The organism is Ruegeria sp. CG1, assembly GCF_056537265.1.
The window spans coordinates 127,048-143,223 of record NZ_JBQFRF010000002.1; the positions used below are offsets into that span (position 1 = coordinate 127,048).

Annotated in this window: 19 protein-coding genes; 7 read left to right on the plus strand and 12 right to left on the minus strand. The window is 56.4% G+C overall.

Annotated features, from left to right (window positions below; all coding sequences use genetic code 11):
* Positions 1–15: 15 nt before the first annotated feature.
* Both ACR0AU_RS06310 and ACR0AU_RS06315 read right to left on the minus strand, forming a co-directional pair.
* A complete protein-coding gene (locus ACR0AU_RS06310; RefSeq protein WP_170406731.1) occupies positions 16–681 on the minus strand; it encodes a DsbA family protein in 666 nt (221 codons plus the stop codon).
* Positions 682–695: 14 nt separating this feature from the next.
* The gene (locus tag ACR0AU_RS06315; protein ID WP_170611331.1) at positions 696–1,202 is read right to left on the minus strand and encodes a DciA family protein; all 507 of its coding nucleotides are present in this window, start codon (positions 1,200–1,202) and stop codon (positions 696–698) included.
* Between the two features lie 81 nt (positions 1,203–1,283).
* Between ACR0AU_RS06315 and mutY the strand changes: the two genes are divergently transcribed.
* Entirely contained in the window at positions 1,284–2,339 is a 1,056-nt protein-coding gene (mutY, locus tag ACR0AU_RS06320; RefSeq protein WP_480795429.1) for an A/G-specific adenine glycosylase, read from the plus strand.
* A gap of 59 nt (positions 2,340–2,398) precedes the next feature.
* Positions 2,399–3,535, plus strand: coding sequence for an alkane 1-monooxygenase (locus tag ACR0AU_RS06325; RefSeq protein WP_170596781.1), 1,137 nt, complete (start codon positions 2,399–2,401; stop codon positions 3,533–3,535).
* Between the two features lie 74 nt (positions 3,536–3,609).
* Here ACR0AU_RS06325 and ACR0AU_RS06330 read toward each other — a convergent pair whose 3' ends face one another.
* The 4 genes from ACR0AU_RS06330 to ACR0AU_RS06345 all read right to left on the minus strand — a co-directional run bounded on the left by ACR0AU_RS06330 (position 3,610) and on the right by ACR0AU_RS06345 (position 7,540).
* On the minus strand, positions 3,610–4,992 hold the full coding sequence (locus tag ACR0AU_RS06330) for an adenylate/guanylate cyclase domain-containing protein (protein ID WP_170398937.1): 1,383 nt from the start codon (positions 4,990–4,992) through the stop codon (positions 3,610–3,612).
* Between the two features lie 132 nt (positions 4,993–5,124).
* Complete coding sequence (locus tag ACR0AU_RS06335) at positions 5,125–6,228, minus strand: site-specific DNA-methyltransferase (RefSeq protein WP_170406740.1); 1,104 nt, start codon at positions 6,226–6,228, stop codon at positions 5,125–5,127.
* Between the two features lie 105 nt (positions 6,229–6,333).
* Complete coding sequence (locus ACR0AU_RS06340; RefSeq protein WP_170406743.1) at positions 6,334–6,951, minus strand: ribonuclease HII; 618 nt, start codon at positions 6,949–6,951, stop codon at positions 6,334–6,336.
* Positions 6,952–7,060: 109 nt separating this feature from the next.
* Positions 7,061–7,540 carry a hypothetical protein gene (locus tag ACR0AU_RS06345; protein ID WP_170425883.1) on the minus strand — a complete coding sequence of 160 codons (480 nt, stop codon included), beginning with the start codon at positions 7,538–7,540 and terminating at the stop codon, positions 7,061–7,063.
* A 175-nt stretch (positions 7,541–7,715) separates the two neighbouring features.
* Here ACR0AU_RS06345 and ACR0AU_RS06350 point away from each other — a divergent pair, with 175 nt between their 5' ends.
* From ACR0AU_RS06350 to ACR0AU_RS06360, 3 genes are all read left to right on the plus strand, one after another.
* Positions 7,716–8,003 (plus strand): hypothetical protein, encoded by a 288-nt coding sequence (locus ACR0AU_RS06350; RefSeq protein ID WP_170425885.1) that lies wholly within the window; start codon positions 7,716–7,718, stop codon positions 8,001–8,003.
* Positions 7,975–8,676, plus strand: coding sequence for a winged helix-turn-helix domain-containing protein (locus ACR0AU_RS06355; protein WP_170398951.1), 702 nt, complete (start codon positions 7,975–7,977; stop codon positions 8,674–8,676). The genes ACR0AU_RS06350 and ACR0AU_RS06355 overlap by 29 nt, the downstream gene beginning before the upstream one ends.
* 90 nt (positions 8,677–8,766) lie before the next feature.
* Positions 8,767–10,326: a DUF427 domain-containing protein gene (locus tag ACR0AU_RS06360; protein WP_170398954.1), complete on the plus strand. Its 1,560-nt coding sequence runs from the start codon at positions 8,767–8,769 to the stop codon at positions 10,324–10,326.
* Between the two features lie 119 nt (positions 10,327–10,445).
* Here the strand turns inward: ACR0AU_RS06360 and ACR0AU_RS06365 are convergent, their stop codons facing one another.
* The 6 genes from ACR0AU_RS06365 to ACR0AU_RS06390 all read right to left on the minus strand — a co-directional run bounded on the left by ACR0AU_RS06365 (position 10,446) and on the right by ACR0AU_RS06390 (position 14,133).
* Positions 10,446–11,243: a DUF1217 domain-containing protein gene (locus ACR0AU_RS06365; protein ID WP_170732546.1), complete on the minus strand. Its 798-nt coding sequence runs from the start codon at positions 11,241–11,243 to the stop codon at positions 10,446–10,448.
* The gene (gene flbT / locus ACR0AU_RS06370; protein WP_170398959.1) at positions 11,240–11,641 is read right to left on the minus strand and encodes a flagellar biosynthesis repressor FlbT; all 402 of its coding nucleotides are present in this window, start codon (positions 11,639–11,641) and stop codon (positions 11,240–11,242) included. The genes ACR0AU_RS06365 and flbT overlap by 4 nt, the downstream gene beginning before the upstream one ends.
* A complete protein-coding gene (gene flaF / locus ACR0AU_RS06375) occupies positions 11,641–12,015 on the minus strand; it encodes a flagellar biosynthesis regulator FlaF (protein ID WP_170732548.1) in 375 nt (124 codons plus the stop codon). The genes flbT and flaF overlap by 1 nt, the downstream gene beginning before the upstream one ends.
* Positions 12,016–12,092: 77 nt before the next feature.
* A complete protein-coding gene (locus ACR0AU_RS06380) occupies positions 12,093–13,310 on the minus strand; it encodes a flagellin N-terminal helical domain-containing protein (RefSeq protein ID WP_170406757.1) in 1,218 nt (405 codons plus the stop codon).
* Positions 13,311–13,520: 210 nt separating this feature from the next.
* On the minus strand, positions 13,521–13,868 hold the full coding sequence (locus tag ACR0AU_RS06385) for a flagellar export chaperone FlgN (protein WP_170732550.1): 348 nt from the start codon (positions 13,866–13,868) through the stop codon (positions 13,521–13,523).
* Positions 13,861–14,133 carry a rod-binding protein gene (locus ACR0AU_RS06390; protein WP_170732842.1) on the minus strand — a complete coding sequence of 91 codons (273 nt, stop codon included), beginning with the start codon at positions 14,131–14,133 and terminating at the stop codon, positions 13,861–13,863. The genes ACR0AU_RS06385 and ACR0AU_RS06390 overlap by 8 nt, the downstream gene beginning before the upstream one ends.
* Positions 14,134–14,248: 115 nt before the next feature.
* Here ACR0AU_RS06390 and ACR0AU_RS06395 point away from each other — a divergent pair, with 115 nt between their 5' ends.
* Both ACR0AU_RS06395 and ACR0AU_RS06400 read left to right on the plus strand, forming a co-directional pair.
* Positions 14,249–15,475, plus strand: coding sequence for a flagellar hook-length control protein FliK (locus ACR0AU_RS06395; protein ID WP_480795430.1), 1,227 nt, complete (start codon positions 14,249–14,251; stop codon positions 15,473–15,475).
* Between the two features lie 3 nt (positions 15,476–15,478).
* Complete coding sequence (locus ACR0AU_RS06400; protein WP_170732554.1) at positions 15,479–16,144, plus strand: flagellar hook capping FlgD N-terminal domain-containing protein; 666 nt, start codon at positions 15,479–15,481, stop codon at positions 16,142–16,144.
* Positions 16,145–16,176 lie beyond the last annotated feature (32 nt).

Below are 16,176 nucleotides of genomic sequence, written 5' to 3' on the forward strand. Positions count from 1 at the left end.
CTGACCATTCAGGATTTAGCTGCCAAGCTCGGCTTCGATCAGCGTCTTGAAGTCGTCATAAGGCTGATTTTCAACCTTCTTCCCATTCACGACGAAAGTAGGCGTCGCCTGAATTCCATCGCGTTCGGCATTTTCCTGATACCAGGCCACCAGTGTCTGCGCGCGGGTACCGTCCTGCAGGCAAGCCTCAAGCTGATCATTGTCTATGCCAGCGAGACGCCCGATCTTGCGCAGTTCATCAACGATTTCGGCAGGACCTCCGGCACGGGTCCATTCCGACTGGCCTTCATACAGCAGGTCGGTGATGCCAAAGAACTTGTCAGGTCCTGCACAGCGCGCGACCATCGAGGCCCACAGGCCATAGCGGTCGAAATACACCTCGCGGTAAGTGAACTTTACCTTGCCGGTATCGATGAAGTCCTTTTTGAGCTGCTTGTACGCGCCCTGATGGAAATTCGCGCAGTGCGGGCAGGTGTACGATGCATATTCGATGATCTCGACTGGCGCGTCTTCGGCCCCCTGCACCATCTCGACGATGGTCGAGGTGTCCAAATCCGCCTCTTGCGCCTCAGCAGCACCAACAAGCGGGTTCGAAGGGATCGTGTTACTCGACGTTGTCAGCCAATAGCCGCCAGCGGCCACGGCGACAGCCGCACATATTACGGTTGCAATCCGGCTCATTCATCAGCCCTTTCTTAGCGTTTCTGTCTGGATAAAACGTTGCGGCCCAAACGTTCAAGGGCCGCGCGCAAATCTTCATCATCAACCGCGCGCGACACATTGTCGGCCTCAGCTGCGATTTCTGGTGAAACAACCGGTTTCGTCTGTTTCGGTTTGTGATCGAAACTCGCCTGCCCCTCAGCAAATCCGGTAGGCGCGGTCTGGGTGATACGCACCCGATTGATCGCGTTGTAACCATAGACCGCATTCACTTTGTCGCGCAGCTGTTCTTTCTGCATCTCCAGCATTGGCGCCTGCGGCCCGGTGGTCAGCACCGTCAGCGTCGCGCCAAAGCCACCCTTGGCGTATCCCACATTCACCGGCTGGGCGATCGACGCGATGTCCTGGCCCACAATCTCGGCCCAATGGGTCAAAAGGCGCGAGACGGCAAATCCCCGGCTTTCCCCGGCCTGCCTGATCCGGTCGTTCAGCAAAGTGGCGGTGCGCTTGAACCCGCGGGTCGAGGAACGTCTGCGTTGCATCTGGTTTCCAACTCCTGCGACGCTATTGTAATAGGCTGATACCCGGACGCCAGCGAAACCCGACAGAGAGTTACATAAAACTTGCGTGACTGCACCGAATCTGACCTGAGCAATACGCTGCTGGATTGGTACGACCGCCACGCACGTGAAATGCCTTGGCGTATCGGCCCGGCAGCGCGTGCCGCAGGCGTAGCACCAGACCCCTACCGCGTCTGGCTATCCGAAGTGATGCTGCAACAAACGACCGTTGCCGCCGTTCGCGACTATTTTGTTCGTTTCACCACGCGCTGGCCAACCGTCGAGGCCCTTGCCAATGCGCAAGATGATCAAGTCATGGGGGAATGGGCTGGCCTGGGCTACTACGCCCGCGCCCGCAATCTTCTGAAATGCGCGCGGGTGGTTGCGTCCGCGCATGACGGGCAATTCCCGGACAGCTACGACGCGTTACTGAAACTGCCGGGCGTTGGCCCCTACACGGCGGCGGCCATCGCAGCCATCGCATTTGATCGGCCCGAAACTGTCCTGGACGGCAATGTCGAACGGGTCATAGCAAGGCTCTATGATATTCACGAACCCCTGCCCGCCTCAAAACCCCTGTTAAAGAAAAAAGCCGCGGCATTGACCCCGCAGCACCGACCGGGAGACTACGCGCAGGCTGTCATGGATTTGGGTGCAACGATCTGTACTCCAAAATCTCCGACCTGCGGCATTTGCCCCCTACATGCGGCCTGTCTGGCGCGGAAGGCGGGGACGCAGGTGGAACTGCCGCAAAAAACGCCCAAGAAGCCCAAACCCACCCGGCTGGGCCACATCTACATCGCCCAACGCGGAGATGGTGCCCTGCTGTTGGAACGCCGCCCCGACAAGGGTCTGCTGGGCGGAATGTTGGGCTGGCCTGGCTCGGACTGGTCCGAAACACCGCTGGAAAGCCCTCCGTTCCCGGCGCGATGGCACGAAATCCCCGGTGAAGTGAGACACACCTTCACCCACTTTCACCTGATCCTGCGTATTTGGACAACCGAATTGCCAGACGGTTGCGATCCGAACGGTCTGACAGTCATGGACAAACACCATTTCAGGCCCAGCGACCTGCCCACGGTTATGCGCAAGGCTTTTGACCTCTGGCGCGGCCAATAGACTGCTGGGCAAAGCCCAGTGCGCGGTCTACGGTGCCGCCAACGTTTCGGAGCCTCAACATGATCGCATCTGACACCCTGTCTCGCTGGCAATCCGCCCTTCCCTTTTGGGTCTCATATCTCCTGATCCCACTGATCTGGATGACCACTACGGCAGGCGGATGGTGGGTCCTGCTTGTACCGCTTTCGACATGGTGGGTCTTTGCGGTGCTTGACCGGCTGACCGGCCTAAACCTTGAAAACGCCGACCCGGACACGCCAGATGCGGGGCTGCAATGGTATATCTGGCTGACCAAAGCCTGGGCACCTGTGCAATTCCTTACGCTCTATGGGCTGATCTGGTACACTACCCGAGCCGTAGATATGAGCTCGGTCGAAAAAATCGGCGTGTTCTTCGGCATGGGCGTCCTTTCCGGAACGATCGGGATCAACTACAGCCACGAGCTGATGCATCAGAAAGGCAAACTGGAACGCTGGCTGGGCGATTTACTGTTGTCGATGGTCCTTTATTCCCATTTCCGGTCCGAGCACCTGCTGGTTCACCACCGCTACGTCGGAACTCCGCGTGATCCGGTAACCGCTCGCTACAACGAAGGTTTCCACCGGTTCTATCCGCGCGTTCTGCGCCAAAGCCTCATCTCAGCCTTTCGCGCCGAGCGGGAAAAACTGGCCCGCAAAGACCGCCCTTGGACCGACCCGGCAAACCCGTTCTGGCGCTATTGGAGCCTTCAAGGAGCCATGCTGCTGCTAGCATTTCTGATCGGCGGATGGGCAGGGCTAGGCCTGTTTTTGGTACAGGCCGGCACCGCCATCTGGCAGCTTGAACTTGTTAACTATGTCGAGCACTACGGGCTGACGCGCAAATATCTGGGCGATGGCAAATATGAGCATGTGCACCCGCGCCATTCCTGGAACGCGTCACAAAAGGCCTCGAATTGGTTGTTGATAAACTTGCAACGCCACTCGGACCACCACTACAAGCCAAACCGGCGCTTTCCATTGCTGCAACACCATACGCAGGACGCAGCGCCGCAACTGCCTCATGGATATCCGGTCATGACCCTTGCCGCGATGATCCCGCCCTTGTGGCGGCGTATCATGAATCCGAGGGTCCGCGCTTGGCGGCGTCAATACTATCCCGAAATCACCAACTGGAAGCCTTACAACAAAGCGCACAACCCTGCCCCTCGCACCTGACTGCAGCGCGCTGCCCGGCCCAACGGGAAGGATCGCATCTTTGATGCGCTGCAGACAGGCGGGAGCCCTGGTTGCTACAGCACCCAGACATCCATCGGGGCTGTAACACCGCGAACAGGCTGGTCCGAGTGCTGTGCAAACCCGGTCATCATGTCTTGCGCATTTGGCGTCTCGCTTAGAGCCTGAGACCGCAATGCATCACTGACAATGATGCGCGCTTGAAAATCGCGCGTCAGAGCCTCTAGCTTCGCGGCAACATTCACCGCATCGCCGATCACTGCAAATTCCAGCCGGTTTGCACCGATATCCCCCAGTACGACCGAGCCATAATGAACCCCGACCCCGATCCGAATCTCTGGCTCACCCGCGCGCTTGCGCTCCAAATTCCAACGGTCGATCATCTCGACCATGGACCGCGCGCACGCCAGTGCATTGCTTGCATCCAGCTCTCCGGGTACGGGGGTTCCAAACGTGGCCATCAGCCCATCGCCCAAGTATTTGTCGAGTGTTCCGTGATGGCGAAACACCTCGGTCTCCATTCGGGCGTGGAAACCACGCAAAACTTCAATAACCTCATATGGATCACGGCCAGCCGAAAACTTGGTAAAGCCAACGATGTCGATAAATAGAACCGCGATATCCTCTTTGCGGACCTGCTTCAGAGGTTCGTCGTTCTGGCTCAGCTCATCCACCACATTCGGCGAAAAGTATCGAGACAGATTAGCACGTTCACGTTCAAGCCCAGCATTGGACATCAGCAAGCGATTGAGGCGGCGCATCGACACCCCAAGCGTCACTGCGACCATGACAAAAACGATCACCTGCTGGATGCGTAGGGTTGGCATGAAACTGTTGGGATCCATGAACTCGGCCACATCCGGGTAGCCTGACAAAGCCTCGGCCACACGCTCGCTAATCCCGGGGATCGGGGTGGCGACCCACCAAGCGATCACCCATCCAGCCGTCCACATCATCGCCGTCCACGAACCGATCGCAATGACAGTGCGCCAGGAATAGGCAAGCGTCCCTGCTGCCAGGATAATGAAGAAATACTGAAAATTGTCGAACCGATACTGCATCGCCAGTGGTCGCACATCGTCGCTGAACGGGTTGGGCACAATCATCCCCAGCGTCATGATCAGCAGATCGACGAAGATCAAAAGCAACTCGGTCCGGGATTGCCCCACACGACCCGCGCGTTGGATCAGCCAACCATTGGCGCAGATCAGAAGTAGGATGAAATGGTACCATAGGACCTCCCACTGGGGATTCAGATAGATCAGCAAAAGCCCGGTCAACGCCATCGCGATCCAACGTGCACGAACGGCCAGTTCAAGCCCCTCTCGCTTGTGTCGTTCCAGTGCTGCCTCGGTATATTTGTTGTCCAGATCGAAGTTGTCGGGTTGCGTAACAAAGAACCGGCTAAGGCGGGATTGACTGGCGGTGGTCTCGGTCATTGCCTTTATCTCCCAAAAGGGCTGTCAGGGGCTGCCCTATGCAATCATCTCACAGGCAAAAACAAAAGACCCCGCCGGTAACGGCGGGGCAAGGCGTAGTGCCTTGTGTCAGGCCACAGGCACCGGCGGTATTCAGTTATGCAATTCGGCCCTGATCTGCTGACGCAACACGTCGATGGGCACGGTTTTGCCATCGCGTTTGAAGCACCAATAGGTCCAGCCATTACAAGACGGAGCATTTTCCAGATGCGCGCCAACCTGATGGATCGAACCTTTGACGTTCTGCCCTACCAGAGTCCCGTCGGCGCGGACCTTGGCCTTGTGGCGTTGGTTCATCGAATACAGTTCCTCACCCGGGCGCAGCATGCCGCGTTCGACCAATTGGCCGAAGGGCACGCGCGGCTCAGCGCGCTTGCTAGCGCTGACTTCCAACGCTTCGCGGTCAAACTTACGGACCTTTGAGATACGCTTTTCAGCCACCTTGCGATAACTTTCTTCGCGCTCGATCCCAATGAACTCACGCCCCAGCATTTTCGCTACAGCACCTGTGGTGCCCGTGCCAAAGAACGGATCCAGCACCACGTCACCGGGATTGGTCGAGCCAATCAGGACACGATGCAGCAGTGATTCCGGTTTCTGTGTCGGATGCGCCTTGTCGCCGTTTTCGTCCTTGAGCCGTTCATGCCCGGTGCAGATCGGCAGTACCCAATCGCTGCGCATCTGCACGCCTTCGTTCAGCGCTTTCAGTGCTTCGTAGTTAAACGTGTATTTGGCCCCTTCGCGCTTGGACGCCCAGATCATTGTTTCATGCGCATTGGTAAACCGCTTGCCACGGAAGTTCGGCATCGGGTTCGACTTGCGCCACACAACGTCGTTTAAAATCCAATAGCCCGCATCCTGCAGGGCGGAACCCACGCGGAAAATGTTGTGATAAGACCCAATCACCCAGATCGCACCATTGGGCTTCAGCAGACGATGCGCAGCCTTCAACCATTCCCGCGTGAACTGGTCATAAGCCCCAAAGCTGCTGAACTGATCCCAGTGATCATCGACCGCATCGACCTGAGAATTATCGGGCCGGTGCAATTGACCTTTCAACTGTAAATTATACGGGGGGTCCGCAAAAATCAGGTCAATCGACGCCTCGGGCAGACTGTTCATCGCCTCGATGCAGTCACCGGATAGAATCGTGTTTAAAGGGAGCGCGGCTGCGCCCTTTGTCTTGATTGTGGTCATATCACTGCCTCAGTTCCACGGCGCTTTTGCGCTCATTTGGTTGAGACAAGGATGAGTCAAAGATGATTCGCCGTCAATTTCTTTTTTGAATCAGCGACTTACGATTTACTCTTGATACAAGATATTGTGGACCGGTTTGAACGAACGTCTATGGTGTGGGGTCACGCCAAGATTTTGCAACGCCTCGCGGTGCTGTTTTGTCGGATATCCGGCATTCGCCTCCCACCCATAGCCGGGATGCTGTTGCGCCAAATCCACCATCAGCTGATCACGCCAGATTTTTGCAATGATCGATGCTGCCGAAATCGACACCGACCGTGCGTCGCCCTTCACCACCGCCTGCGAGGGCAATTTCATACCGCGCGGGATCATGTTGCCATCAATCAGCAAGAAATCCGGAGCCGGGTCCAGCGCAGCTACCGCGCGTACCATCGCCAGATGCGAGGCGCGCAGGATGTTATGCTCATCGATCTCTGCAACCGTGGCTTCGGCCACCGCGACCTCTGCCCGGTCGCGCAATATCTCATCCAAACCGCCGCGACGCTTGGCCGTCAGTTTTTTTGAATCGTTCAACCCAGCAGGAATGTCATCCGGGTTCAAAATAACCGCTGCGGCCACAACCGGGCCGGCCAGCGGACCGCGCCCAACCTCATCCACCCCGGCAATTCGGGTATATCCGCGTGCTAGCAAAGCCCGTTCGAGTTCATAATCAGGTGTCGTCATACCCTCGGCAAATCGCGTTTCGTAGCGCTTCGCAAGAAAAAAGAGAGGGCAGCTTGCGCCACCCTCTCCCGCGCGGCGCTTCTATGGCGCCACTCCTGCTCGAAACCTGTTACTGGTAAACGACGCGGTATCCTTTCTGGCGCAGGCAGGCGGGTTCGTATGCCCGTTTTACCTTTTTACCATTCCAGAAACCAACCTTGCATTGGTGTGGCAGGCTATCGGCATGTTTATAGTACTTCTTCAGGCAATTTGGCCCAAGCAGCGGACGCTTGTTCGAATAGGCATTGAACGTGCGCAGGCAACGCTGCGGTAGGTCATACCGCGCCACCCGCTTTGGCAACGGGCGTACAGCATGTTTTTTCTTGGCCTTCTTCGCCTTGGCTTCAGCCTGCTTGTGACGCTTGCGGCGCTCTGCCTCTTCGTCGCGCTTTTTCTCCTGATGATAGTGGTTGACCGCAGCACCTATGAGCGCGATCGCAGCCAATCCGCCGAGAATATCTCGGGTATCTGCCGCCCGTGCCTGCGACGCTGAGATCCCCGTAATGGCGACGGCGGTTGCTATGATCAGAGCGATAAATTTCCGGTGCATGATGCGTGTCCTTTCGGATAATGGGCAGGCCGGTTACCGACCGCGAATTTGATAACCTGACACTGCGACCACCCCGTTCAGACAAGCAATAACGGCATACTGTTATTCAATATCAGCACCACAAACCCCCTGAGGTTATTGAATATCCACCCAACCCATGCGCAGGATGCAGCCCATGAAACAGATCCTCTCTTCTCTGGCTCTGACGGCCCTGATATCGGTTGGGTCGCAAGCCATCGCGGCAGATTGCTATGCCGACTACAAGGCCAAGCAGGACAATCCCTTACGCCTGCACTATGGCGTCATGCAGGTCTCAAACTGCGATAAAGGCTCGGCCCGGAAAGAAGTCGCCAAGCGGCTGAAATCAAACGGCTGGACCCTGCTGAACGTGATGACCGTTTTCGAGGCGGGTGGATTGGATCAAAGGAAGGCCAATGCCGGAAAATACTATCTCCGTTACTGAGGCGCGTCGTTCGGGGGTTCGGCTGGTTGGTCTGGGGATTGCGGCAATCGTCGCGATCCTGGTGACTGCAGCGGTTTTCCTGTTCTGGACGCTACCGGACGCAAATGCCTTCAACGCGCGGGTTGAACGGCTGTTTGTCGAGGCTGACCTGACCTCGCAATCGGAAATCCGTCTGCTCGAGATTCTGGCGCAATCGGGCACCGCCTTTGCCGATACGCTATCCAGCTATCGAATGGTCATCTTCGTGCTGTTGGTCTTTGCCAGCGCCATGCTGATCACCGCGCTTGTTTTTCTGGTCATGCTGGTTCTGCTGAACCGCCGCATGGCCCAGATTGAACGGACGGGGATCCAGGTAACATCCCTGCTGATCAGCCGTGAAGAGAATACCGTTTATCTCAACAACATGGATTTTAAGTTGACCCCCGCCGCGATGGAAACGCTTTCGGTTCTGGCTGAATCCCGGCTGGATGACGAGGTCCTGTCGGGTGCCCAGATCGAAGCGATGATCTCGGGCAGAAACGCTGCAGATTGCGATGAGGCCGCCGGGGCAACCCGGATCAAACGCCTGCGCGACGCCTTGGGAAATCAGATGGTCAGTGAGCTGCTGGTGAAGAACATCGCAAAGAAGGGCTATATGCTGTCGATTGAGAAAGACGTTATTCAAATGGTCTGAGGATGCCATTGCGGTAAAATCTACGTGCGCATCTTGGAATTCTCGCCCTCAAGACCCATGATATAAGGGCTTGGCCAAGGGAGGTTGCAGATGAACGTCCATGCCACACCGAATGTCAAAGGCTATGGGATATCAGTTGAGCCGCTGCAGGGACGGATCGCGATCTACCGTGGTGATATACTGCTGGCCGAAAGCCACAACGCCAAAGTCATGTACGAAACGCGGCTACCTCCCGCGATCTATGTTCCGCGCGAAGACCTGTGTGTCGAACTCAGCCCTGAGACCGAATTGCAGACGTTCTGCCCCTTCAAGGGTACCGCAACCTATCACGACATTAGCCTACCGGAAGAGCGCCTTACGAACTCGATTTGGGCTTATGAAGACGCCTTCCCTGAAAGCGCGGCCATTCAGGGCCATATTGGATTCATGCCGGATACCGCGACGCGGATCGACCTCGGCGACAACCAACTGCGTCAACCCGACGATGGCAATATCAGCGGCCCCCTGATCGATTGGCTGATGCGCGGTGCGTCCGAAATTAACACTCCTGATGCCTTTACAAAAACGCTGGCCGAGAAAATGCTGGAACATGGCATCGCTATTCAACGCCTAAGCATTCTGGTCTGGTCGCTGCATCCGCTGATCGCAGGCAAACACTATATCTGGGAGAAAGACTCGGCTGAGATTTCGACCCACACTCCGACCTATGAAATTCATGATCACCCTGCCTTTACCAACAGCCCCCTGCGTCACGTTTCAAACGGGTTGGGTGGTGTCCGGCAGCGCCTGAACAACGACAATCCGCATAACAGCTTTCCGATCATCGAAGACCTGCGCGCAAAAGGGGCCACCGATTACGTTGCCATGCCACTGCCTTTCTCGGATGGGCGGACGAATGTCCTGACCCTGACTTGCGATCATCCCGATGGGTTCACGACCGAGAACCTGGGTCTGGTTTTTGAATGCTCTACTGTCATCGCGCGGTTCTACGAGGTCTTCATGCAGCGCGAAAACGCGCAGGTTCTGCTGGAAACCTACGTAGGCAAGCGCAGCGGTGCGCGCGTCCTGGGGGGCGAGATTCGCCGCGGTGATGGCGATGACATAGATGCGGCGATCATGTTTTGCGATCTTCGAAATTCAACCGCATTGGAAGAAAAACTGGGGCGTGATGACTATATCGAGCTACTGAATGCGTTTTTTGAGACAGTTTCAGGGATCGTGCACGACCATGACGGAGAAGTTCTGAAATTCATCGGCGACGCTGTTCTTGCCGTCTTCCCGGCGGGTGACGATGCCGCCAAAGCCCGATCCAGCGCGCAGCTTTCGGCAACTGAGATCGTCGAAAAACTGGGTGAATTGCGCAGTGACGGAAGTGATCATGATTTCGACTGCTCGATTGGTGTCGCCTATGGCCGCGTCACCTATGGCAATGTGGGCTCACGCGAACGGTTGGACTTTACCGTGATTGGTCAGGCCGCCAATGTCGCTGCCAGATTGGGCGAATATGGCAAAACCGTCGGACATAGAATTGTTGTCTCGCAAGATATCGAACCTGTTTGCAAACAGGCGATCCCTTTAGGGGCGATCAAGCTGCACAACGTCTCGCAACCGATCAAATCATTTGCCCTGCAAACCTCAGCCGATGCCTGATTTGACAGTTTACTTCGCAAGAGTTGAACCTCAAATTGTGCCACCCACTATCTCGGATCAGTCAACCTATGGCCTTGCGCGAGATACCGTACACACCGTGTCTGGTTGACATCAATGGTTCAAAAACCACCGCCCAGCAGGATCAGAGCCGTCTGCGCAGGTGAGATCGTCTGTTGGATTTGATTGATCTGATTGCGGGCCAGATACGTGTCGGTCAGCTTTTCGATTGCCTCACTTTCAGTGAACTGCGCCAAATCGGATGACCCTGTAACGCGCTGCAATCGATCTTTGAACACCTCAAGCTGCTTGTCGATATCCAGTTGCGCAAATGCTGAAGGCAGCCCCAATGCCGTTTCCATCATGCGGCGCAAGGGAGGCAGCCCCATCAGATCAAACCACCTTCTGTCCTCACTGCCACCCTGGCCAGCCAGGTCGCGCAATGCATGCTGGGTGTACAACGCGATACGCATCGATTCATCTGCTTCACCAACCGAGATTTCAAATCGCGCAATCAAGTTGTCGTCAGCGATCTTTTCCATGGCGTCCACCAATCCGGTCTTGCGCACATCGCCGGGACCAAGTCCAAAGGCATTTGCAAAATCACGGTACCTACCGTCGGCCAGCCTGTTCGCAAGCGCATCGTCAGCCTGCGTTCCATCGGACAAGATTTTTTGGACAAAATACCGATTGTCGAGATCACCTTCCAAGCCAAACGCACCCAATGCCACCTGCAACAACCGTCGGTCCGAAACCAGATCCTCGGCCGTCTTGACCTTGCCAATATTGTCCAGAAAATACCTTGCGTCCCGTTCATTGATCCCCGAGGCAGAATAGCTTTGGAGCTGCGCATCATAGGTTCGCTGCAAAAAGCGCCAGCCAACCAGACCACCTGAAGGTATGACCGGCTGGAAGGTCACTGCTGATACGCCATCAGACGTTCTTCGCGTGGCAACAGTGAACGCAAGGCCTTTAAACACTTATAGTATTGCTCTGCCACCAATGCTTCAGTTGCGTTGGCAAGGACCCGGCGACTGTCGGCATCCGTGAATACCTGGCTCAGCTCTTCCACGCGCCGCAGAAGTTGCTGGCGCGCCTGCTCAGGTTCGGTATCGCCTGACAGAACCAACTGCGCGGCATAGCAGACACGGCGTACCGGCGTGTTGACCTCTTCCGGGTGAATGGCATCGCGCAGGCGCAGGACATTTGCCTGAGGTGTCATGATCGAAAACCGACTGCGTCGATCCCCGTTTTCGATTACAACACCATTGATCAGAACCCGTTCCTTTGGCGCAAGTTTCAGGACCAGACCCCCCATCAGTTGCCCCTCATTTGACGTAGCCCGCGCAACACGGCCATGTTGATCTCAAGCAGCGGCTCAACGGTCGCCTTGTTCGCCAGCACCTGGCTGCTGTGTTGTTCGGTAAACTCAGCCAAATAGAAAATCCGCGCCCGCAGATTGCTCGGCAGCCCGTTATCCGCATCCGCCACATCGGTTGCCAGCACAGCCCACAGGCGGCGATTTTCGTGCAAGGCTTGAACGAACCCTCCGAAATCAGCCGCTTTCCGTGTGGAAGCAGCCTTCAACCGATGTGTAATCCTGGAAATCGCCTCATACTCTGTATCCCGAGGTGTTCGCGTCGGTGCAGCAGATTGCGCATAAGCGCGGTGAGCAAGCGTTTGCGGTGTCACTTGAAATCCTTCCAATTGTCCTTCAGCGGGCGATTAAGTCCGGGGCACAGCGTGCGTGCCCCGGATCAGTTCCAAAGTTAGCGGAACAGCGACAGGATGGACTGTGGCGCCTGGTTCGCGATCGATAGCGATTGGGTTGCCAGCTGTTGCTGGACCTGCAACGCTTGCAGTCGCGCCGAGGTTTCTTCCATGTCAGCGTCAACCAACGAGCCGATACCGGATTTAAACGAGTCAGACAGGTTCGAGATGAACTCTTTCTGGGTCTCGATCCGACCCTGCGCCGAACCAAAAGCCGCCGAGGCATCAATCGCAGTATCGATGAGGCCTTCGATCGCGCCAAGCGCTGCGGATGCGCCGGCAGAAGTCGACACATCAATCGAGGCCAGAGCGCCTAGACCGCCAGAGTTCGCATTGGCATATTGACCGCTGATCTGCAGCGAATCCGACCCTTCGTTGGTGATATCGAGTTGCGCAGCATTCGTACCCGGATCATAGACGACCGAAACATTGGCATCCGAAGCTTCGATGGCAGCTTTTAGCCCCGCAGCGATGATCTCTTCGGGCGCGTTGCCTGCGGCGATATCCTCAGCCCGGACTGTATAAGACGCGACATCGTCGCCCAGTCGGACCGTGAAAGTATCACCAGCGGACAATGTGCCCGGATCAGCGATCACGATGCTTCCATCATCATCGCTTCCGCCGTTTCCATCCAACGAAAATCCGAATGCGTCGGCCGTATCCGCAGTGACCCCGTCAGTTCCAGTGAACACGTCGGCAGCAGTGTAACCACCTGTCGACAGGTTTTGCGCCGATACACTAATGGAAGACGCTGTCACGTTGCCTGCATTGTCTCGATCCAAAGAGGACAGAATGCTTGCGCCAGCCCCACCGTTCACCAGATTGAGGCCATTGAACTGGGCAGCGCCGACAACCGATTCGATCTGATCCCTAAGCGCGGCCACATCGGTGTTGATCTTAGCACGATCAACGTTGTCTTCCTGCGCCGCAACGATCTTGCCTTTCATCTGGTTCAGCAGATCCGTCACAGTTTCTGAGGCGTTTCGTGCAACTGCGACAGTGGATTCACCCAAGGCTAGGCTGTCCTTGATCGCATTGAAGCCGTTGACGTCTGATTCCATCACCTTTGAGATGGCCCAGACAGCCGAGTTATCCTTGGCTGTAGCCACATCCTTGCCAGTCGAGATCGCGTTTTGCGTCTGTGCGAGGTTCTTGTTGACCGATTTGAGAGTTTGCAGCGCAACCATTGCGCCATTGTTCGTCAGAATGCTGGACATATTTGTCATCCTCTTAGCGTTCGGGCGCGTTTGACGCCCATGTTGGACCCACCAAACCGGCAGGCATTCTGTCGTTCTGACCTGTGCGTCGTGCCTTGTGGCCTTCGCGCCACCCGTTGTTTCAGGTGCATCGCCACATTTGACCCTGATCTCCTAACGGAGTGCTAAGACGAGCAAATCCGAAATTTCGGATTTGAATCAAACCTTATGCTATGCCCGTTTTTCCAGCTTTGCCTGCGATCGCAAAACAAACCCACTACGCTGCCCCGAGGCGTCATAAGTACTGAACTCCTGCCGGACCTGTTTCAGTTCCGCCATTCGGTCCGCCACAGCCCGAATACCCTCGGCCGCACTGTTCAAAAGGGCTTGATTGCGCACGACCTTCTTCTGGATCCGGATCAGATCATCGCTTTCCAACACCTGCAGATCATTTATTGCATCGATCAGATTCTCTTTTTTAGGCACCAATCGATCCAGATCGGTCAAATCCCCCTGGACCAGGGCTGTGCGCTCCAGATCCAAAAGGTCTTCCAGTGCCTGAATCGGGTCTTTATCCATCCGACTTCTCCATCATTGCATTGAACAAAACTTCAGAAAGGCCGATTCCTCCCGCCTTGGCCATTTGCTGCGCCTGCTGTTGCACCAGAAATGAGGAAAACTGATCTTCGCCCGCGCCACCGCCAAAGGAACTTCGCGCTTGGCCGAGGCCTGCAGACTTGAGCATTTCAGCCAGAAATGCGGCCTCCAGCTCAACCGAGGCGGCTTTCAGCTTCTGTGGAATCTGGGCGGAATACGCCGTCGTACCGGTCGCTGTAATCGTCATCGGATTCTCCAAAAATTGCTTCGAACTTTCTCGATCAAAGAGGAAAGCGGTTAAAATAAACGTAACTTCCTTTGGGCACAGTGCGGGCCAGACCAACGAAAGCCCGGAGCAAAAAATGCCCAACCCGCTGACGATCATGACGGCTGCACCTGCCACGGGCGACAAACCCGGGGCATCTCAGGGTAAGGAGCGGGATGTCAATGGCGGGTTTGCCTTTGAGGATGTGCTGAATGAGGATGCCGATCAGATCGAGTTGAAGGATGTTGATCTGGTGACGGCTGAATCCAGCCTGCCAGCTGAGCAATCAGATATCGCATCTGTTGCCGTGTCAGAATCAGCTGAGGCGATCAAAGCCAAGGAATCAGAGCCCGCCGAGCCACAGATGGTAGCGCAGGAGGTTGCCATTGCGCCCAACCGCCAAGCGGATTTCACGGTCGGTGATACAGACCTTGTCACTCCGCCCAGCCCGATACAGCAAATTTCGCAGTTGGTCGCTGGCAATTCGGCCCTGAGACAAAAGGCAGGCTCGACCGAAGCGGCCACCCCAAGGTCCGATGAAAACGTGCTTCGGGTGCCAACCCAAGCTCCAATCTCAGGTGGTGGGGAACAACGAAGTGTGCACCAAATGCCCGCCCCACGCGCGCTAGATGTATCCCTTGTGGGGGATACGGTTTCGAAACTTGAACAGCCAAGCTCCGAACCAGAGACGCGTCTCGTTGCCCGAGCAGTCGAGCCTGCAGCCGAGCAAATGGCGCGGCAAACGGTTATGTCCGCCGCCTTGAAACCGCAGATAGCGGCCCAGGGCCTCGGGTGGGCACCGGGCGATGCTATCGCTGATACCGCGATCAGCGCGGAATTTGATGACCCGTCCGTGGTCAAAGATATAGCGGCAAGCCACACGATGCGCGACACGACGCAAACGATGCCCGTCGCCATGGCCCGCGCGGAAACCGCGCGCGCGATTGCGGGGCAACTGGCCGCTTCGATTTCGGCCCGCCCAAGCACCGGCGGCGTTGAAATTGCCCTGAACCCCGAAGAGCTTGGCCGCGTCTCAATCACGCTCAACGGTCGAGAGGACGGGTTTCATCTTACGATCGCGGCTGAACGGCCCGAAACACTGGACCTGATGCGCCGCCACATTGCGATCCTGTCTGCCGAGTTCGAAAAGCTGGGATATGGGGATCTGTCGCTTGATCTGAACATGTCCGGGGGCTCGGCCCAGCATGGCGACCCGTCAGAGTCTGATCCCTCCTCAGAAACCGACGAAATGACTCGCGACTCTGACCATGAGGCACCTACTCTCCCGACCGGCCCTGACAGGGGCCTTGATATGAGGCTTTAACCGATGATTTCAGCGACCAATTCAGTGACCGTAACGGGTGCAAATCCCGGCGCAAACAACAATTCGGAACGTTCGGCACTGACTTCGGATTTCGAGACCTTTCTGCGCATGCTGACCGTGCAGGCGCGCAATCAGGATCCGCTTGAGCCACTGGATTCCTCCGAATACGCCTCTCAGCTGGCGCAGTTTTCGATGGTTGAACAACAGGTCAAAGCCAATGAGCTTCTGTCTGATCTGGCGCTGACACTAGGTGCTGTCAATCTGAACCAGCTTACCGGCTGGGTTGGGATGAATGTCAAAACCGACGCACCGTTTCGCTTTGAAGATCAGCCTGTTCCGATCTTTGCGCAGGCCGAAGCAACCGCAGATCGGGCCGAATTGGTCATTCGCAACGACCAAGGCACCGTTGTCGACCGCGTCCCTGTGCCTCTCGATAAGGCCGAATTCGAGTGGGCCGGGGTCAGCAGTGCCGGTGATCCCTTTCCCGCTGGCAGTTACTCAGCCACATTGGAGAGCTTCAAAAGAGGTGAGTTACTAACCAGCACGCCCGCATCTGCCTTCGGTCGGGTGGTAGAGGCACAGGTCAGCGAAGGTGGCATCATCCTGAAACTGGAGAGCGGTGCAGAGGTGTCTGCCGAAATGGTCACGCAAATCCGCACGGGCGCTTGATCTGGAAGGCAAGGCGGGCCAAAGCTTGGCGC